18 protein-coding genes and 2 tRNA genes are annotated in these 18,079 nt (G+C 69.4%); 8 read left to right on the top strand and 12 right to left on the bottom strand.

All coding sequences use genetic code 11. The annotated features are described in order from the left end of the window. Positions 1 to 59: 59 nt before the first annotated feature. Together ACE3TA_RS01940 and ACE3TA_RS01935 are read right to left on the bottom strand one after the other, a co-directional pair. Positions 60 to 1,553: a TolC family outer membrane protein gene (locus ACE3TA_RS01940; protein WP_374570011.1), complete on the bottom strand. Its 1,494-nt coding sequence runs from the start codon at positions 1,551 to 1,553 to the stop codon at positions 60 to 62. Between the two features lie 122 nt (positions 1,554 to 1,675). Continuing rightward, a complete protein-coding gene (locus tag ACE3TA_RS01935; protein WP_374570010.1) occupies positions 1,676 to 2,248 on the bottom strand; it encodes a protein-L-isoaspartate O-methyltransferase in 573 nt (190 codons plus the stop codon). 152 nt (positions 2,249 to 2,400) lie between these two features. Between ACE3TA_RS01935 and ACE3TA_RS01930 the strand changes: the two genes are divergently transcribed. Together ACE3TA_RS01930 and ACE3TA_RS01925 are read left to right on the top strand one after the other, a co-directional pair. Further along, positions 2,401 to 2,474: transfer RNA gene (locus ACE3TA_RS01930), tRNA-Cys, on the top strand. 166 nt (positions 2,475 to 2,640) lie between these two features. After that, positions 2,641 to 3,525 carry a TauD/TfdA dioxygenase family protein gene (locus ACE3TA_RS01925; protein WP_374570009.1) on the top strand — a complete coding sequence of 295 codons (885 nt, stop codon included), beginning with the start codon at positions 2,641 to 2,643 and terminating at the stop codon, positions 3,523 to 3,525. A 4-nt stretch (positions 3,526 to 3,529) separates the two neighbouring features. Here the strand turns inward: ACE3TA_RS01925 and ACE3TA_RS01920 are convergent, their stop codons facing one another. Then, positions 3,530 to 5,710 carry an acylase gene (locus ACE3TA_RS01920; protein ID WP_374570008.1) on the bottom strand — a complete coding sequence of 727 codons (2,181 nt, stop codon included), beginning with the start codon at positions 5,708 to 5,710 and terminating at the stop codon, positions 3,530 to 3,532. Positions 5,711 to 6,002: 292 nt separating this feature from the next. On the opposite strand from ACE3TA_RS01920, the gene ACE3TA_RS01915 reads away from it, so the two are divergent. Continuing rightward, positions 6,003 to 6,467, top strand: coding sequence for a MucR family transcriptional regulator (locus ACE3TA_RS01915; protein WP_374570006.1), 465 nt, complete (start codon positions 6,003 to 6,005; stop codon positions 6,465 to 6,467). Positions 6,468 to 6,543: 76 nt separating this feature from the next. Here the strand turns inward: ACE3TA_RS01915 and ACE3TA_RS01910 are convergent, their stop codons facing one another. From ACE3TA_RS01910 to ACE3TA_RS01895, 4 genes are read right to left on the bottom strand one after another with little or no spacing between them, the layout of a single operon-like run. Further along, complete coding sequence (locus ACE3TA_RS01910) at positions 6,544 to 6,981, bottom strand: helix-turn-helix domain-containing protein (RefSeq protein ID WP_374570005.1); 438 nt, start codon at positions 6,979 to 6,981, stop codon at positions 6,544 to 6,546. A 58-nt stretch (positions 6,982 to 7,039) separates the two neighbouring features. Then, positions 7,040 to 7,627 (bottom strand): isochorismatase family protein, encoded by a 588-nt coding sequence (locus tag ACE3TA_RS01905; RefSeq protein WP_374570004.1) that lies wholly within the window; start codon positions 7,625 to 7,627, stop codon positions 7,040 to 7,042. After that, a complete protein-coding gene (locus ACE3TA_RS01900) occupies positions 7,624 to 8,229 on the bottom strand; it encodes a GNAT family N-acetyltransferase (protein WP_374570003.1) in 606 nt (201 codons plus the stop codon). Before ACE3TA_RS01900 ends, ACE3TA_RS01905 begins: the two co-directional genes overlap by 4 nt. Beyond that, positions 8,226 to 8,804, bottom strand: a complete 579-nt coding sequence (locus ACE3TA_RS01895) for a hypothetical protein (protein WP_374570002.1) — start codon at positions 8,802 to 8,804, stop codon at positions 8,226 to 8,228. The genes ACE3TA_RS01900 and ACE3TA_RS01895 overlap by 4 nt, the downstream gene beginning before the upstream one ends. A 108-nt stretch (positions 8,805 to 8,912) precedes the next feature. On the opposite strand from ACE3TA_RS01895, the gene ACE3TA_RS01890 reads away from it, so the two are divergent. Then, entirely contained in the window at positions 8,913 to 9,920 is a 1,008-nt protein-coding gene (locus ACE3TA_RS01890) for a LysR family transcriptional regulator (RefSeq protein ID WP_374570001.1), read from the top strand. A 98-nt stretch (positions 9,921 to 10,018) separates the two neighbouring features. On the opposite strand, the gene ACE3TA_RS01885 is transcribed toward ACE3TA_RS01890, so the two are convergent. From ACE3TA_RS01885 to ACE3TA_RS01875, 3 genes are all read right to left on the bottom strand, one after another. After that, complete coding sequence (locus tag ACE3TA_RS01885; RefSeq protein WP_374570000.1) at positions 10,019 to 11,464, bottom strand: coniferyl aldehyde dehydrogenase; 1,446 nt, start codon at positions 11,462 to 11,464, stop codon at positions 10,019 to 10,021. 89 nt (positions 11,465 to 11,553) lie between these two features. Beyond that, positions 11,554 to 11,910, bottom strand: coding sequence for a DUF6285 domain-containing protein (locus ACE3TA_RS01880; RefSeq protein WP_374569999.1), 357 nt, complete (start codon positions 11,908 to 11,910; stop codon positions 11,554 to 11,556). Next, positions 11,907 to 12,908, bottom strand: coding sequence for a phosphotransferase family protein (locus tag ACE3TA_RS01875; RefSeq protein WP_374569998.1), 1,002 nt, complete (start codon positions 12,906 to 12,908; stop codon positions 11,907 to 11,909). Before ACE3TA_RS01875 ends, ACE3TA_RS01880 begins: the two co-directional genes overlap by 4 nt. Positions 12,909 to 13,056: 148 nt before the next feature. Between ACE3TA_RS01875 and ACE3TA_RS01870 the strand changes: the two genes are divergently transcribed. Then, positions 13,057 to 14,397, top strand: coding sequence for an acyl-CoA dehydrogenase family protein (locus tag ACE3TA_RS01870; RefSeq protein WP_374569997.1), 1,341 nt, complete (start codon positions 13,057 to 13,059; stop codon positions 14,395 to 14,397). 43 nt (positions 14,398 to 14,440) lie between these two features. Here ACE3TA_RS01870 and ACE3TA_RS01865 read toward each other — a convergent pair whose 3' ends face one another. Further along, entirely contained in the window at positions 14,441 to 14,863 is a 423-nt protein-coding gene (locus tag ACE3TA_RS01865) for a tautomerase family protein (RefSeq protein ID WP_374569996.1), read from the bottom strand. Between the two features lie 148 nt (positions 14,864 to 15,011). On the opposite strand from ACE3TA_RS01865, the gene ACE3TA_RS01860 reads away from it, so the two are divergent. The 3 genes from ACE3TA_RS01860 to ACE3TA_RS01850 all read left to right on the top strand — a co-directional run bounded on the left by ACE3TA_RS01860 (position 15,012) and on the right by ACE3TA_RS01850 (position 16,999). Next, positions 15,012 to 15,569: a TetR/AcrR family transcriptional regulator gene (locus tag ACE3TA_RS01860; protein WP_374569995.1), complete on the top strand. Its 558-nt coding sequence runs from the start codon at positions 15,012 to 15,014 to the stop codon at positions 15,567 to 15,569. Between the two features lie 222 nt (positions 15,570 to 15,791). Next, on the top strand, positions 15,792 to 16,832 hold the full coding sequence (locus ACE3TA_RS01855) for a hypothetical protein (protein WP_374569994.1): 1,041 nt from the start codon (positions 15,792 to 15,794) through the stop codon (positions 16,830 to 16,832). Positions 16,833 to 16,923: 91 nt separating this feature from the next. Continuing rightward, positions 16,924 to 16,999, top strand: a tRNA-Asn gene (locus tag ACE3TA_RS01850). A 61-nt stretch (positions 17,000 to 17,060) separates the two neighbouring features. Here the strand turns inward: ACE3TA_RS01850 and ACE3TA_RS01845 are convergent. Continuing rightward, the gene (locus tag ACE3TA_RS01845; RefSeq protein ID WP_374569993.1) at positions 17,061 to 18,029 is read right to left on the bottom strand and encodes an SDR family NAD(P)-dependent oxidoreductase; all 969 of its coding nucleotides are present in this window, start codon (positions 18,027 to 18,029) and stop codon (positions 17,061 to 17,063) included. Positions 18,030 to 18,079 lie beyond the last annotated feature (50 nt).

Raw genomic sequence — 18,079 nt, 5'->3', positions numbered from 1 at the left:
CCACCCGAGTCCGCAAGCGCCTATTCGCCCAAAAGGCGAAGCTGCGCGCGCCTGCGGCGTTATTGCTCGGGCTTGGCGGCGTCGGCTGCCGGCAGGGTGACGGTCTCTTCGCGCGGCATTTCCTTGGTCTTCGGCGTGAAGGCCGAATCGGCCACCCCGATCGGCTCCTCCCAGGGCACCCAGCCCCAGGTGATGCGCAGCTTGTCGAAGTTCGTCTTCGGATCGTAGGTCGCCGTCGCCGGCGTCAGGTTCGCCGCCTCCAGCCGGCCCATCGCCAGCAGCACCGAGGCCGACGAGACATACTCGTCATGCACCGCGCTCACCTGCGAAAGCTGGGCGCTGCGCAGCTCCTGTTCGGCGTTCAGGACGTCGATCGTGGTGCGAAGGCCGACCTGCTGCTCCTGGCGCGTGCCCTCGGCGGCGATCTCGGCGGCCTTCACCTGCTCGGCGGTGGAGGAGATGTTGGCGCGCGCGGCCAGCAGCTGGTTCCAGGACTGGGTCACCGATTGCAGCACGCTGCGGCGGGCGGTCTCAATGCCGATCCGCGCGGCGTTGTCCCGCTCCACCTGCGCCCGCACCCGCGAGCTGGTCAGCCCGCCGGCGTACAGCGGCACGGTCAGCGTCGCCTGGCCGACGATCTCGCGGGTGGCGTCGCTGGTGCGGAACGGGCTGGCCGGGGTGAACCAGACGAGGTTGCCGCTCACCGACACGCTCGGCATGTGGTCGGCCTTGGCCTCGGCCACCCGCGCCTTGGTGGCGTCGGCGGCGTATTCGGCCGCGCGGATCTGCGCGTTGTTCTGTTCGGCGACGTCGAAGGCCTTGTCCACGTCGTCCGGCAGCAGCGGCGCCAGCGACGGCTCCGGCGCCAGGTCGCCCGGGTTCTGCCCCACGACCGCGGCGTAGCTCGCCCGGCTGACGGCGAGCTGGGCCTGGGCCGAGCGCAACAGCGCCTGGGACGCGGCCAGCCGCGCCTCGGACTGGGCCACGTCCGTGCGGGTGATCTCGCCCACATCGAAGCGGGCCTTGGATTCCTCGAGCTGGCGCTGCAGGACCTTGACGTTCTCCTCGCGGATCGCCAGCGCCTCCTGGTCGCGGCGCACGTCCACATAGGCCTGGATCACGCTGGCGATCACCTGGCCTTCCACCCGGCGCAGGTTCTCGCGTCCCTGCAGCACGTCGGCCTCGGCCGCCGACACCGCGGCGCCCACGCGCCCGCCGGTCCAAACCGGCTGGCTCAGCGTCAGGACCGCATAGTCTTGCTTTGTCGTGTCAAATGTCTGGCCGATGGCGGCCACGCCCGGGGAGCGATACTGCCGATAGTAGTAATACGTCTGAGCGTTCAGCGTCGGCCGCCAGCCCGCCTTGGCCTGCACCACGCTCTCGTCGAGCGCGCGCTGAGTCGCGCGTTGGGCCTGCAAGGTCGGGTTGCTGTCGTAGGCGAGCGCGATCGCGTCCGCCAGGGTCTCGGCGCTCGCCTGGGTGGCCGCGAGACCGCTCGCCAGGCCGGCGACGCATGCAGCGGCCAGCAAACCTTTGCGACGGCAGGTGAACATTCAATATCCCCAAAAGCAGCGAGAGCTCGGGCCCCTATATGACGGTCTCATTGCGCTTGGACCAGTGGGCTCGACCTTAAGCTTTTTTCACCTAGACGTTTCGAACGTGTTTCCGCCGGGCGTCAGAACGCAAACCCGTGTTCCGGCTTGAATTCTTCAAGGATCGGCGGGGTCGCGTCGAAGATTTGGCTACGGCCGAAACCGTCCTCGGCGCGACGATAGATCGCGGCCTTGCCCACCGGCCCGTCGCGCTCCACCACCGCCAGGCGTCCGGTTTTGGACAGCGCCGCCAGCCAGGCGGCCGGCGCCTTGGCCACCGCGCCCTCGCAGATGATCACGTCGTAGGCCGGCCCCGGCGGGGTCGACAGGTCCGATCCGTCCAGCCGCTCCACCGACAGGCCCATGTGCTCCAGCACCAGCGCCGCATAGGGCGCGGCGATCGCCAGGGCGCGCTCGCCGGCGGCGGGCTTGAGCGCCTGCAGCAGCTTGGAGACGTTGCGCGGCTTCATCAGGTAGCGGCCCGGCGCGTATTCGGCGTCCACGTCGGCGTAGGCCAGGTAAGCCTTGTCGGCCGGCAGCAGCGACTCGCGCGCGACCTCGCGCATGGCGTCGTGGATGCGCACGTCGGTCACATCCTGCGTGCGCACTTGGCTTTCCACCATGTTCAGGCGAGCGGCGGAGAGATCGGCGGCCATGAAGTCCTCGGGGTTTGCACGGTCAGGGGCTTATAGGTCCGCCCTTAACCCAAGCGCAATGCGGGCCTGCGAGAGAGATTGCCGCGGACGGCGCGTTCTGTTAGCGATCCGCCCTCCCGGCGGGGCGCGTGATCATCGCGTCGGCGCCGAACGGCCTGGTGGCGGAGTGGTTACGCAGCGGACTGCAAATCCGTGCACCCCGGTTCGATTCCGGGCCAGGCCTCCAACTTCCCTTAGTCTTTGAAGAATCGGCCGGCGGCTCGCCTGCCCGCCGCCGCAGCGGCCGCCCGCCGGCGAATCACCCCCTGGACACGGGCCCTCCCCACCGCGATCCTTCGCCATCAGGCGCGGGGACGCGGCGCAGACCGCGCCCGGCGCGAAGGGAGGACGACATGGCGGTCGTAGCGCTTTCCAAGCACGTGCCGGTCCAAGAGGCCCGCCGCACCGAATATTCCAGCTTCAGCGTGACCCCGATCTCGCCGCACATCGGCGCGGAGATTCGGGGCGTGGACCTGTCCCAGCCGGTCGGCGGCCAACTCCTGGCCGACATCCGCCAGGCCTGGGCCGACTGGATGGTGCTCGTCTTCCGCGACCAGCGCCTGGATCGCGAGGCGCACAAGGCGTTCGGCCGCCATTTCGGCCGCCTGCACGTCCATCCCATGCACCACAACCGGCCCGACCAGGATCCGGAAATCCTGGTGGTGAAGACCACCGCCAAGTCGGCCTACACCGCCGGCGAGGGCTGGCACGCCGACGTCACCTGCGACGCGGTCCCGCCGATGGGCTCGATGCTCTACATCACCGAGACGCCCGAGTGCGGCGGCGGCGACACCCTGTTCGCCAACATGTACATGGCCTGCGAAATGCTCTCGCCGGCCATGCGCGGCTTCATGGAGGGCCTGGACGCGGTGCACGACGGCGCCCTGCCCTATGTCGGCAACTACAAGTCCGTCCCGCCCGAGGGCGGCTATCCGCGCCACGTCCATCCGGTGATCACCCGCCATCCGGACACCGGCCGCCAGGTGCTCTACGTGAATTCCGGCTTCACCAGCCACGTCGAGGGGCTGCAGCGCTGGGAAAGCCGCGCCCTGCTGGACATGGCCTTCGGCCTCCTGCAGCGCGAGCCCAAGCTGCACTGCCGCGTGCGCTGGGAGCCCAACACCCTGACCTTCTGGGACAACCGCTGCACCCAGCACCAGGCGGTGTGGGACTACTATCCCTACTCGCGCTACGGCGAGCGGGTGTCGATCGTCGGCGAGGACGCGCCCGCGCGCTGACCGCTCAGCCGCCGGGGTGGTAGCTGCGCTCGATGTGGCCCTTCAAGTCCTCGGGGTAGAAGTAGACGGGCCGAAGGTTCCCGTCGGCGTAGCGCTGGGCCTCGTCGCCGAAGTGCGGCGATGACGGATCGCCGCTCTCCCCGCCGGCCGTCACCGCCCGGGCGCGCACCTTGTCGCCGAACTCCACCACCGCCACGAAGCTGTTGCCCGAGGTGCCGTAGTAGCGCTTCGTGCCCGGATAGCGCCGCGCGCCGAACGACGCCAGCGAGCCCCACTGGGCCGAGGCGAACGGCACCGCCAGGCTGGGCTTCTTGTCATCGAAGGTCTGCACGATGGACGCGTCATTGCGCTGGTAGCGGTTGATCTCGCCCCAGGGGACGCGCCAGTCGCCGAAGTCCGTCTTCAGCCGGTCCACCGCCGCGGCCAGGGCGGCGATCCGGTCCTCGGGCGTCAGCCTCTCGGCCATGTAGTGCCAGGGCGAGCTCTTCTCGGCCTTCGCCGCCGGCCCGGCCTTGGCCCACAGGTTCTCGCCCCAGAACACCGCCAGCGAGGTCGCGGTCGATTCCAGCCCCCAGCGGTCGTCCCAGCCCTTCAGCAGCGCCACCGGCTCGGCCAGCTCGGCCTTGCGCGGATCGCTCGCCGGCAGGGCGTCGTAGGCCGCGCTCAGGGTCGGGATCAGCCGGGCGAAGGTCGGCAGGTAGGAATCGAAGGCGGCGGCGACCAGGCCGTCCAGGGTGAAGTCCTTGCGGTCCTTCAGCAGCAGCGCGGCGTGCACGCCGCGCGGGTTCTCGCCGAAGGTGTCCATGTAGCGCGGGAAGTCGGCCTTCTTCGGGCTATAGGGCCCGGCCGCCGAATAGGGCCAGTCGTTGGTGTTCACCACATAGCCGTTGGGCGGGGAGATCACATGCGGGACCGTGTCCAGGTCGTGCAGCCCCTGCCAGTCGGTCGCCGGGTCCGAGCCGTCCACCGGATAGCGATAGTCGAAGCGGTCGTCGCGCCTGGGGATGAACTGCGGGTGCAGGTATGCGATCTCGCCCTTGGAGTCGGCGAAGAGCGTGTTGTTCGAGGAATTGGCCTTCAGCTCGGCCACCTTCATGTAGCTCGCAAGATCGCTGGCCTTGGTGCGCAGGTACGACTGCTCCAGCGCCTCGATCGGCTTGAACATCAGCGCCGTCGCGACCCACTTGCCGCCTTCCTCGCGCACGATCGGGCCGTGGTGCGTGCGGTAGACGGTGAAGGTCTTCTTCGCCATCGCGCCGTCGGCGGTCCTGTACGGCACGACGATGGTCTTCACCGCCACGGGCCTGAGGTCGTCGCCGTACTTGTAGAAGAGCTTGCCGTCCTTCTTGACGATGGTCTCGGCGAACTCGTCGATCACGTCGACGCCGCTGGAGGTGTGCATCCAGCCGGCGTGCGCGTTGAAGCCCTGGTAGATGAAGAACTGGCCCCAGGTCGACGCGCCATAGGCGTTCAGCCCCTCCCCGCTCGTCATCTGCAGCTCCGAGCGGAAGAAGAACGAGGTGTGCGGGTTGATCAGGAGCAGCGCGTGGCCGTCCTTGGTGTTGGCGGGCGCGATGGCGACGCCGTTGGAGCCGGTGGGCTCGACGAAGCGCGCGCCGGTCTGTTCCTCGTTCAGCGCCACCTCATGGCCCGAGTAGAAGGCTTCCAGCTTGGGCACGGAGATCTGCTCGATGTCGCCGCCGATGCTGCCCTCGGTGAAGCTCAGCGCCATCCACGGCTCGAAGCGCTTGATCACCTTCGGCTTCACGTCCGGATGGGTCGCCAGGTAGTAGTTCAGCCCGTCGGCCCAGGCGTTCATCAGCGCCTTCAGCCAGTCCGGGCTCGCCGCGTAGCGCGCCCTCAGGTCGTCGGGATCGACGAACAGCTTCATGCGCAGGTCCTTGAAGACCAGCCCCTCCCCGTCGGCCTCGGCCTCGCGGCCCAGGGCGAACAGGTAGTTGCGCTCCACGCGATTGAAGTCGTCCTCCGCCTGGGCGTAGATCGCCCCGAACACGGCGTCGGCGTCGGTCCTGCCGGTGACGTGGGCGATCCCCCAGTCGTCGCGCACGATGGTCACGGCCGCCGCCTCGCGCGCCCAGCGTTGCGCCTCGCCGCCGTCGGCGGCCCTTGCCGGCGCCACGGCCGCGATCGTCAGCATAAGGATGATGGCGGCGATCCGGCCCATGAAGCTGTCCTCGGCGAGCGGCCGGCGTCCCCATGCGCCGGCGCGGCCACGCTATCCAGGCTCGCCGCCGGCCGCAAACGAGTCGGTCCGGCCGCCGTTCGACGAGGCTTCGGCGCCTGCCCGAACGGCGAAAATCGCACGCCGCGACTATCTGAAAGATCACTGCAACGCGCACGCCTTGAAGGCGAGCAACCACAAGATGTCGTCTTTTACGGTACGGGGAAATTAATCTTGCAGCAGCTTGGCGTCGGGCCTATCGCCAGCAAATCGGAGTCCAGAAATCGAAGGTGCGATGATGACCGAAGACAATGACCGCCTGCGTGAACTCGTTGCCGATGTCGCAGCGGCCTACTTCTCGAACACGCACGTTTCGCCCACCGACATTCCACTCGTGATCCAGCAAATCGCCTCGAGCCTGACCGGCGTTTCCGTGGCCGAGACTGCCGCGCCCGTCGAGGTTCAAGAAGAACCCGCCGCGCCTAAGCTGACGCCCGCGCAAGTGCGCAAGTCGATCACGCCCGATGCACTGATCAGCTTCGAAGACGGCAAGGCCTACCGCACGCTCAAGCGGCATCTGTCGACCCGCGGCCTGACGCCGGAAGAGTATCGCGACAAGTGGGGCCTGCCGCGCGACTATCCGATGGTCGCGGCCACCTACAGCGAGGCCCGCTCGGCCATGGCCAAGTCGCTCGGCCTGGGCCGCAAGCCGGCCGACGACGCCGCGCCCCGCCGTCGCGGCCGCGCCAAGAGCGCCTGATCTGAAGAGGAGACGCCTGGCCTCCAGGCGTCCCGAACAGGGTTCGTGAAACGTCGCCGCCGGCCTGGCGGCGGCGTTATCCGACCTTGCAGCGCGAGCCGTTGTTGGCCAGGCCGCGCGCCACGCTGATCACCGCCGAGCGCACGGCCGGGTCGGAGATCTTGCTGAACGCGGTGAGCAGGTCCACCGCCCCGGGCGCCGACAGCAGTTGCAGGAATTCGGCGTCCCCGGCGTGCGCCTCGGTCTCGCCCAGCAGCGCCGCGGCCGAGCATTCCAGCTTGCGCGCGATCTTGACCAGCATCGAGGCGGACACCCGGTTGGCGCCGCGTTCGTACTTCTGAATCTGCTGGAAGCTGAGGTTGAGCGCGTCGGCCAGCGCCGATTGGCTGATCTTCAAGGCCTGCCGCCGCACGCGAATCCGCGACCCGACGGCCACGTCGATAGGGTCGCTGCGATCGGAGTCGGGCATGGTCAGGATCTCGCCGCTTGAGCCGCCGCGCCGGATGCGGCGCACGCGTAAACCCTAGCCAAGGCCAAGCCTAAACGGAAGCGCAATGGGGGTGTTGCGCGAATTAGGGCGCTGCGCGCCGCTGCGGCGCCGCCCCGCCCTCGATCACGACGAATTTACGACCACGCTCCAGCAGACCGTCCACCCCGACGAACCGCACGAAGGGTTCGGCCAGGGCCCGCACGATCAGCTCCAGCCCCTCCAGGCCCTCCCGCTCCTTCGGGCTGACCGACACCGCGTCGCTGACCAGGGTCACCGCCATGCCGCGGTCGAAGGCCGCCAGCGCCGTGGCCAGGCACGCCGAGTCCAGCGAGGCGCCCACGATCACCAGCTCGGCCTGCGGGTTGGCCCGCGCCAGGGCGCGGAACTCCGGGCTGGAGAAGGCCGAAACGCCCAGGCGGTGGAACAGCGGCTCGCTGGGCAGCAGCTCCAGGCCTTCGATGCAGCGGGCGCTGGTCGGGAAGGCCTTGGCGTCGTGCACGTGCACCACCAGCCAGCCGCGGTCGCGGGCGTGCTCCAGCACCCGCCGGCAATTGCGCACGAAGGCGTTGTCGACGGCCTCCCCGTCCGACGCCGCGGGCGGCGTCACCAGGTCCAGGCACACCAGCAGGCGCGGGCGCGCCCCCAGGGCGGTGATCGCCGGGCCGCTCAAGCCGCCAGCTCCCTGGCGTCGTTCAGCCCCGCGCGCGCCTCCAGCACGCCCGGCCGGTCCCAGTCGCCCTCGGGGCGCAGCAGCACGAACGGATCGGTGTCCAGGCCGATGGCGTCGGCCGGCGGCGCCAGGTCGAACTCGATCTCCACATAGTCGTAGTCGGAGAAGGAGAAGCGCGGCCGGTCGGTGCGCGGACGGCCCTTGAAGTAGCGCTTCCAGAACGCTTCGCCGCGCACCTGGGCGTGGCCCATCAGCTTGCGGTAGCCCTTGCGCGCGGCCAGTTCGAACGCCGCGCGCGACAGCATCAGGAGCCCCGGACCGCCCCGGTGCTCCTTGCGCACGGCCAGCCGCTCCATCTTGGCGAAGTCGCCGAACCAGCGCATGCGCACCACGCCCACCGGCTCGGCGCCGTAGCGCAGCAGCAGGTGCGTCGCGCCGGCCAGGTCGTTGCCGTCGAACTCCTCCTCGTAGGGGCAGTCCTGGTCGCCCATGTAGACGAGCGAGCGCACGGTCTGCACCTGCATGAGGTCGTTGAGCGTGCGCGCGACGCGCACCTCGTAGCGGGGGGCGTTGGGCCGCATGGGATCGCTCTGCACGGTCATGCCGCCTCCTTGCGCACGCGGTCCGGCGGCAGCCACACCAGGCCCGTGGTCGAGCCGGGACAGTCCTCGAAGTTCAGCCGCTCGCGCATCAGCCGCTCGCCCTTCGGCGTCGTCGGCCGGGCGAAATAGGGCAGTCCCATCACCGCGCCGGCCCACATGGCCCGCGCACCCTCGATCAGGCGCGCGGCGCTGGGCTTGGTGGTCGCCGCCACGCCCCAGCCGTAGAGCGCCGCCGGATCCTCACCGGCCGCGTTCACGTGCGAGGCCGCCGGGTCCACCGCCTCGAAGGTCTCGGCCCAAACCGCGTCCAGCCCGGCCCGATTGAGCAGCACGAAGGCCAGCACGCCGGTCAGCGTCCCCTCCTCCCGCGCCAGGAACAGGCCCGCCCCGCTCCGCTCGTGCACCCGCTGCAGGGCCTCGGCCGACACGATGGCCGGCCCGATCAGGTCGGCGGCGAAATCCCGCGCCTCGGCGATGTCCCGCGCGGTGGCGGGAATCAGGTCGTAGGCCGCCAGCTCGCGGCGGATTCTGCTGACGACCGGTCCAAAGGCCGGCGAAGTCTTGGCTGGTCTCATGGCAAGTCTCCCGCGGATGTCGCAGGAAGACGTGGCTAGACTTGCGAGACACGCTTGGGCGCCCGCGAACTTTGCAATAGGGTGAAGGCGAATTTGCTGGGGTCACACATGACGAAGATCGCTCGGCGCCGAGCGGATTGGTCTCATCTGCGCGTGTTCTTTGCGGTGGCGGAAACCGGCGGCTTCAACGCCGCGGCCCGCGAGCTGCGCCTCAATCCCTCCACCGTGACCCGAACGATCGACGAGCTGGAGCGCCAGCTCAACGTCAGCCTGTTCATCCGCGGCCCGCGCGGGGTGACGCTGACGCAGTCGGGCGTGACCGCCTACCAGCGCGTGCGCACCATGCAGCAGACCGCCGAGGCGCTCGAGCTGGAGGTCTCCAACGCCGAGAGCCTGCCCGAGGGCCGGGTGAAGCTCGCCGCGCCCGACGGCCTGGCCGGCTTCTTCATCAGCCCGCACATGCCCGCCTTCCTGCGGGCCAATCCGGGCATCGACCTGGTGGTCGACTGCGGCCTGTGGCCCGACCGGCCGCTGGAGGGCGAGGCGGACCTGACCCTCACCTTCTCGGAGCCGGCCTACGCCGACGCCGTGGGCATCACCATCGCCCACGTCCACTACGCGCTCTTCGCCTCGCGCGAGTACCTGGACCTCTACGGCGCGCCCAGCGACGGGGTCGAGGTGCTGAGCCACCCCTACGTCCACCACGTGGCCCAGACCCATCAGAAGGAGATCTGGGGCGAGAAGGCCATCGCCTTCCAGACGCTCACCAAGAAGCGGATCGAGACCAATTCCAGCGCCGTGGTGGTCCAGGCCGTCAAGAACGGCGTCGGCATCGGCGCCCTGCCCACCGCGATCATGGCGGTCGAGCCGTCGCTGGTGATGCTGGACGTCAATCCCCTGCCGGCGGCCAAGCTGTGGCTGGTGCATCACCGCGACGTGGGCCAGTCGGCGCGCATCCGCGCCGTGGTCGACTGGCTGAAGTCCATCTTCGACCCGGAGCGCGCGCCCTGGTACCGGCGCGAGTTCGTGCACCCGCGCGACTTCCCCCTCGCCGCCCCGGCCGCCCCGGCCGCCCCGGCCGCCGAGCGGCCGGAACGCAAGCCGAAGTCGGCGTAGAGCACTTTCCGCCGAGGCGGATGCCGGTTCGGCGTAGAAAACGCTCTAAATTCAAGGAGTCTGGAGCGAAATCCGTTTCAATCGAAACGGATTTCGCTCTAGCCCTTCATCTGCCCATCCAGGTACTTGCGGATGCCGGGCCCGTAGGGCGGGCGCAGCTGCTGCAAGGGGCCGATGTCCTTCTTGATCTGGCTGAACACGGACTTCCTGTGGCTGAACTCCAGGAAGCCGTCATGGCCGTGGTAGCTGCCCATGCCGGCGGGCCCGACGCCGCCGAACGGCAGCTCCTCCTGGGCCACGTGGAAGATCACGTCGTTCACCGTCACCCCGCCCGAGGTGGTCGACGACAAGACCTTCTCCTGCTCGGCCGCGTCCTCGCCGAAGTAGTAGAGCCCCAGCGGCCGGGCGTGGGCGTTGATGTAGCCGATCGCCTCGTCCACGCCCGAATAGGTCTTCACCGGCAGCACCGGCCCGAAGATCTCCTCCTGCATCACCTTCATGTCGTCGCTCGGATCGATGATCAGGGTCGGCGCGATCTTGCGGTGCTCCTGCTGGCTCAGGTCCTCGTTCTCGGGCTTGATCTCGATCACCCGCGCCCCCTTGGCGCGCGCCTCGTCCACATAGCTCTTGATGCGGTCGTAGTGCCGCTGGGCGATGATGGCGGTGTAGTCGGGGTTGTCCTTGATCGTCGGGAACATCCGGGTCACGGCCTTCTGCGCCTCGCCGATGAAGCCCTCCAAGCTCTCCTTCGGCGTCAGCACATAGTCCGGCGCCAGGCAGATCTGCCCCGCGTTCAGGGTCTTGCCGTTCATGATCCGCGCCGCGGCGGTCTCCATGTTGGCCGACTTGCCGATCACCACCGGGCTCTTGCCGCCCAGCTCCAGGGTCAGCGGCACCAGGTTGTCCGCCGCCGCGCGCATCACGTGGCGGGCGATCGAGGTGCCGCCGGTGAAGATCATGTGGTCGAAGGCCAGCCCGGCGAACGCCTGGCCCACTTCCGGCCCGCCGGTGATCACGCAGATCTCGGTCTCGTCGAAGGCGGCGGAGAACATCTTGGCCATCAGCTCGGAGGTGGCCGGCGTGTATTCCGAGGGCTTGATCATCGCCCGGTTGCCCGCCGCCAGGATGCCGGCCAGTGGGCCGAAGGTCAGGTTCACCGGGAAGTTCCAGGGGCTGATCACCCCCACCACGCCCTTGGGCTGGAAGCGCACCTCGGCCTTGGCGCCGAACAGGCCGAGAATCGCCGGCGTCGTCTTGCGCTTCTCCGGCCGCATCCATTTGCGCACGCCTTCGCGGGCGTGCTTCAGCGGGCCGATGGAGCCGGCGATGTCGGTGAAGGCCGTCGCCTCGCGCGAGCGCGAGCCGAAGTCGGTGTTCAGCGCGTCCTCGATGGCGCGCCGGTTGTCGATCAGCAGCGAGATGCAGCGGTTGATCCGGTCGATCCGCGTCTCGGCGCTCGGCGCGCCCTGCGCCAGGTGCGCCGCCTTCTGCCGGTTGAGGATCGCGGTCATCGAGGCGACGTCGTGCGCCTTGTTAGCAGCCATGGGTGTTCCTCCGCCGCCGGCGCCAGGCGCCGGCCCGTCGCAACAAGACAGCGTTACGCGGCGTTGCTCAAGCCTTGGTGACGCTGGCGTCAGGATTCCTCGGGCCGATAGTTCGGCTGGTCGATGGCGATCTGCGCGCTCGCCCCGGCCTCCAGCGCCGCCAGGAGGCCGGGCGTGGCCGCATCCATCTCGCCTGCGCGCAGCCGCCCGCAGAGCTCGGCGTTCAGCTCGGCGAAGCCGCCCTCGTGGCCCAGCAGCTCGGCCAGCCGCGCGACGGCGGCGGCCTCTGCGGCCGGTCCCTCCCTCAGCTCGCGGCTGACGATGCCCAGGGCGTTGACCGCCACCCGGGCCATGAAGGCGTCCCGTCCGGACAGGTTCGGCCGCACGCCGTCGATCCAGCGGGCGACCACGTCGACGAGTTCGACGGCGGTGGGGTGGGTGATCACAGGCCGCGCTCCAACAGTCTGACGATATCGATCTCGGTCTCGCTCACGCGGCGGCCGATCACGGCGCGCTCGACGCCGGCTTCCTTGTTGGTCGCGCCGCTCATGTACATGATCAGGCACATCACCCCCCACTTCAGCGAGCCGAGGGCCTGCCAGTAGAGCACGCGCTCCAGCGGGATCGGCCGCCCGCCCGCCTCCGCGTAGCCGGCCAGGAGGTCGGCGTAGTCGCCGAAGCCGCCCACCGGCCGGTCCGGCCGGCCGAACCGCCAGGAGTTCACGCACAGCCAGCCCAGGTCCTCGGCCGGATCGCCCAGGTGCGGCAGCTCCCAGTCCAGCACCGCCACCACCCCGGCCTGCGGGTCGATCATCAGGTTGCCGTTCCGGAAGTCGCCGTGCAGCAGCACCGGCGCCAGGGGCTCGGGCGCGCGCTGGCGCAGATGGCGGAAGGCCAGCTCCAGGATCGGCCGCTCCGCGCCGCTCGCCCGGTAGATCTCCTCGTACTTGTCGAGCTCGGCCACGGCGTCGGCGGTGCGCAGGCCCGCGCCGTCAGGCGGCGTCGTGGCGTGGATGCGCGCCAGCACCTGGCCGCACTGGCGCGCCAGCTTCGGCCGCACCGCCTCGAAGCGGGGATCGGAGACGATCTTGCGCCCCAGGGTCTCGCCCTCGACGCGCCCCATCACATAGGCCTCGCCCAGGCCGTCGGCCTCGCCGCAGACGTGGACGATCGGCGGCGCGGGCACCCCGCCGGCCGCCGCCGCCTGGATCAGCGCCGCCTCCACCCGCAGCGGAACCGCCCGCCCGTCGGCGTCCTGCGCCGGCGCGCCGCCCGGCCGCCGGCGCAGGATCAGCTCGCGCCGCCCGTCCGGCCCGTCATAGGCGAAGGCCCAGGTCTCCATGCTGGCGCCGGCCGACAGGCGGCTCGGCCCGTCCAGCCGCGCCCCCTCTCCGGCCAGGCGCGGCGCCAGTCTCGCCAATCCCTCTGCAACGACGTCGTTCATTACGCGACGTGAACCTCCCATGTCGTGCATTGGCTTACCCTGGGTAAGCTCGTGCCGTTCATATTACTTTCTTGTGGAAGGTCTTGCGCCGTCCTGTAAATGCCGAATTACATGAAATCATAAAATCAGATCGTGCCGAGGACGCGCCATGGATTTCAATTTGCCGCCGGAACTGGAGGCCTACTTGGCCGAGCTTGACGCCTTCATCGAGGCCGAGATCAAGCCGCTGCAGGCCCAGGACGACAACGAGCGCTTCTTCGACCACCGCCGCGAATGGGCCCGCACCGACTGGGACCGCGACGGCCTGCCCCGCCACGAGTGGGAGGCCCTGCTGGCCGAGGCCCGCCGCCGGGCCGACGAGGCCGGCCACTACCGCTACGCCTGGCCCAAGGAGATGGGCGGCAAGGGCGGCTCGAACCTCGACATGGCGGTGATCCGCGAACACCTGGCCGCCAAGGGCCTGGGCCTGTTCAACGACCTGCAGAACGAGCACTCGATCGTCGGCAACAACCCCTTCATCCTGATGTTCAAGGAGTTCGCCACCAACGCCCAGTACGAGCGCGACTCCGAGGCGCTGCTGTCGGGCAGGATGCGCACCATCTTCGGCCTGACCGAGCCCAACCACGGCTCCGACGCCACCTTCATGGAGACCCGCGCCGTCCGCCAGGACAGGGACGGCCAGCCCGGCTGGCTGATCAACGGCGAGAAGATGTGGTCCACCGGCATGCACGTGGCCACCCACTGCATGGTCTTCGCCCGCACCAGCGGCGAGGACGGCGACGCGCTCGGCATCACCTGCTTCATCGTCCCTGCCGACACCCCCGGCGTGAAGGTCGAAGAGTATCTGTGGACCTTCAACATGCCCACCGACCACCCGCGGGTGAGCTTCACGAACGTCTGGGTGCCGGAGGACAGCTACTGGGGCCAGATCGACCGGGGCCTGGGCATCGGCCAGAGCTTCGTGCACCAGAACCGCATCCGTCAGGCCGCCTCCTCCCTGGGCGCGGCGGTCTTCTGCATCGAGGAGAGCGTCAAGTACGCCCGCGCCCGCAAACCCTTCGGCAAGGCGCTGTCGGAGAACCAGGCGATCCAGTGGCCGCTGGTCGAGCTTTCCACCCAGGCCGAGATGCTGCGCCTTCTGATCCGCAAGACCGCCTGGCAGATGGACCGCATGGAGCACAAGCAGATCGAGAAGGAGATCTCCGACAAGGTCTCCATGTGCAACTACTGGGCTAACCGCCTGGTGTGCGAGGCCGCCGACCGGGCCATGCAGGTGCACGGCGGCATCGGCTACTCGCGCCACAAGCCCTTCGAGCACATCTACCGCCACCACCGCCGCTACCGCATCACCGAGGGCTCCGAGGAGATCCAGATGCGCAAGGTGGCCGCCTACCTGTTCGGCTACCTGGGCCCGCGCAAGAAGGCGTTCGCCGACGCCGAGGCCGGCGGCGGCGAATACACCCAGCCGATCCCGGCGCGGCACGGCTGAGGCCCGGCCGGGGGGCGGCCTTCGCGCCCCCCCGCCTGCGCCCCTAGACCTCGTAGGCGCTCGGCCGGTTCTCGGCGATCCAACGCTTCTCCGCCTCCGATTCGGGCGGCGGCGGCCGCAGTCCCTGGATCGACCACAGGTCGAACGGCGTCTCGTCGATGTGGAACTCCCAGTCCAGGCCCTTGTCGGCGATGTAGGGCCTGAGCGCCCCGTCGAAGGCCCTGATCGCCATCGCCCGGATTTCCGGCGTCGGCATGGTGCGGGCGATGTGGTCGATCCAGATGCGCACGAAGTTGTCCCGCGCCTCGCCTCCCACCCAGAAGTCCTGCGGCTCCACGGCGTGGAACACCACGCCCACATAGAACCTCGGCAGGCGCCGGTAGAGGGCGGTGATGTCGGCCGACAGCCCCTTCTTGTCCTCCAGGCTGAACGCCCCCGGCGGGTGATAGATTTTCCAAAGCGGCATGAGCCTCTCCCGTCAGCGCGGCCGGATCCGCCCGGCCGCTACACAATGATGACGATCATCATCGAAAAGCGCCGGTCAAGCCGCCCCAGCCGTTGCGCGCCGCGCGATCACGCGTTATTGATGATGATCATCAGCAAATGAGGTCGCCATGCGGATCAGCCGGGCCCAGGCGCAGGAGAACCGGGACAAGGTGGTGGCCGCGGCCTCCCGTCTGTTCCGCGAGCGCGGTTTCGACGGCGTGGCCGTGGGCGAGCTGATGAAGGCCGCCGGCTTCACCCACGGCGGCTTCTACAATCACTTCTCGTCGAAAGACGCCCTGGCCGCCGAGGCGCTGGACGCGGCCTTCCGCCAGATGGACGCCGAGCGCGCCAGGGCCGGCGACCTGGAAACCCTGATCGCCGGCTACCTTTCCGAGGCCGCCCGCCGCGCCCCCGGCCGCGCCTGCCCGGCCGCGGCCCTGGGCGGCGACACCGCGCGCCAGCCGCAGGCGGTCAAGCAGGTGTTCGCCGAGGGCCTTGAGCGGATACTCCAGTCCCTGGCCGAGAGGCTGCCGCGGGACGACGACGGGCGGGCCGCCGCCATCGACCTCTTCACCCGCATGGCCGGGGCGATGGCGCTGTCGCGCGCCCTGTCCGACGACAGCCCGCTGGCCGACGAGATCCTCGCCGTCGCCCGCGAGCGCTGCACCGACGCGGTCCGCCGCTAGCCGAGGTTTCGTAAAATCTTCGTCGGGCCGCGAGACGCGATTAACAGCTCGTTAACCATGTGGCGCGAGGCTCGCCTTGTCTTCTTCCGAAGACACCCCACCATCACCGACTTTGATAAGCCCGGCTTCGGCCGGGCTCTTTTTTTCCCGCCCCGCCGGGCTTGTCGGCCCCGGCGTCAAGCGCCCTACCCTTCTTCCAAGCAAGAGCAAGGGAGACGCGCGATGGCCAAGGCGAAAGCGGGCTTCAAGACGCGCCTGGAGCCGCAGGACGAGTTTCCGCACGATCCGGGCGAGGCGAAGAACTACAACGAAAGCATGTACTTCAACGTCTTCGACCCGAAGAAGAAGACGGGCGGCTGGTTCCGCATCGGCAACCGGCCCAACGAGGGCTACGCCGAGGTCAGCGTCTGCCTCTACCTGCCGGATGGGCGCATCGCCTTCATGTTCGGCCGCCCCAAGATCGAGCACAATCGCGAGATGAACGCCGGGGGCCTGAAGGTCGAGGTGGTCGAGCCCTTCAAGCGACTCAGGGCGAGCTTCTCGGGCAAGGCGCTGCTGCTGAAGGAGCCGGCGCAGATGGCCGATCCCAAGGCCGCCTACCGCGACAATCCCAGCGTGCCCTGCAGCTTCGCGTTCGACTACGAGGGCGTCTCGCCCATGTACGGCGGCGAGACGGTGAAGGCCGACGGCTCGTCCCTGGAGATCGACCCGGAGAAGTCCTTCGCCAAGGCCCATTACGAGCAGCACTGCGCGGCCAGCGGGGTCTTCACCGTCGGCGACGAGCGATTCGAGATCTCCGGCTTCGGCCTGCGCGACAAGTCCTGGGGCCCGCGCCACTGGCAGGCCATCGAATGGTACCGCTGGTGCCCGATGAACTTCGGCCGCGACTTCGGCATGATGCTGTCCACCATCGGCGACGGCAAAGGCGGCGTGCGCGAGGGCGGCATGGTGTTCCGCGACGGCGTCTACGACCTGATCACCGAGTGCCGGATCGACAGCGACTGGGACGAGGCCGGCTACCAGACCGCCCTGCGCGCCAAGATCGCGACCGAGGGCGGCAAGCGCTACGAGGTCACCGGCCGGGTGCTGTCGCTGATTCCCCTGCGCAACCGCCGCACCGCGCCGGACGGGACCGAGCTCAACACCCGCATCACCGAGGGCATGACCGAGTACCGCTGCGGCGATCAGGTCGGCTACGGCCTCAGCGAATATCTGGACCAGATCGTCGACGGCCGCCCCAACGGCAAGGAAGCCGGCTTCTAGGCCGCCCATCGGCGCCGACGCGACAAAAGGCCGTGCACGGCGGGTTGCGCGCCCGCCCGACGCGCAGTATACGCCCGGCCTCCGACGGTGATCCTCGGTAGCTCAGTTGGTAGAGCAGGCGGCTGTTAACCGCCGGGTCGCAGGTTCGAGTCCTGCCCGGGGAGCCATTCGGAAGACGCGCGGACGGCGTCCGCGCGCTTCACGCCCCCCACATCGCCGGTCTTGCCTTCAGCTCACGCGCAGCCCTTGCAGCGTCGCGCGCACGGCCTGCGGCAGCGGCGTGTGCGGCTCCTCGCCGAGGAAGCCGACCAGCCGTTCGTTGTCGAGCCGGATCGGCGTCTTCCACAGGTAGCGCATCTTGTAGAGCTCCCGCAGGGTCTCCTGGAACGGGCCGGCCAAGCCGATCAGCGGCCAGGGGATCGCCCTCACCTTCGTCGCCGGCCGGCCCACCGCATGGGCGATGGCCTGCGTCAGCGCCGTTCCGTCGGCGTCCCAATGCCCGGCGAAGTGGAACCTGGCGAACGGCTCCAGCTCATCCATCCGGTCCAGCAGGCGCGCGATCGCCTCGGCCGCGTCCGGCAGATAGGCCCAGGCGTGTCCGACGCCCGGATCGCCCGGATAGCTGATGGCGCCCAGCCGCTTGCCCGGCGCGACCATGCCCTGGCTCAGCCAACTGTTGCCGGCCTCCGCGCCGAAGAAGTCGCCGAAGCGCACGATCAGCGCCGGCGCGCCCTCGCGGGCGCCCGCCTCCAGCCGCCGCTCCAGCTCCATGCGGATGCGGCCCTTCTCCGACACAGGATCCTGCGGCGAGTCCTCCTTCAGGTCGGGAAAGGCGTCCGGCCCGTAGTTGTAGATCGTGCCGGGCAGCACCACCCGCGCGCCGGCCGCCTTGGCCGCGGCGATGGTGTTGTCGATCATCGGCAGCACCAGCCCGCCCCAGTTGTGATAGCTGGGCGGATTGACGCCGTGGACGATCACCTGCGCGCCCTCGGCCGCGCGCCGCACGTCGGCGGCGTTCATCGCATCGCCCTTCACCCAGGTCGCGCCGGCCAGCGGGTCGCCCGCCCGCAGGCGCCGCGCCTCGGGCTTGCGCGCCATGGCCGTCACCTTCCAGCCGCGCCGCAGCAGGGCCCTGGCCGTCTCGCCGCCGATCCCGCCGGTCGCGCCCAGCACCAGCGCCGTCTTCGCCTCTCTCATGTCCGATCTCCTTTCGATCCATTGCGAAAAGGGTGGACGGCGCGAGCCCT

The organism is Phenylobacterium sp., assembly GCF_041916435.1.
Classification (GTDB): Bacteria; Pseudomonadota; Alphaproteobacteria; order Caulobacterales; family Caulobacteraceae; genus Phenylobacterium.
The sequence above is the reverse complement of the archived record's forward strand: the minus strand, read 5'-3'. Positions and strand labels throughout refer to the sequence as shown.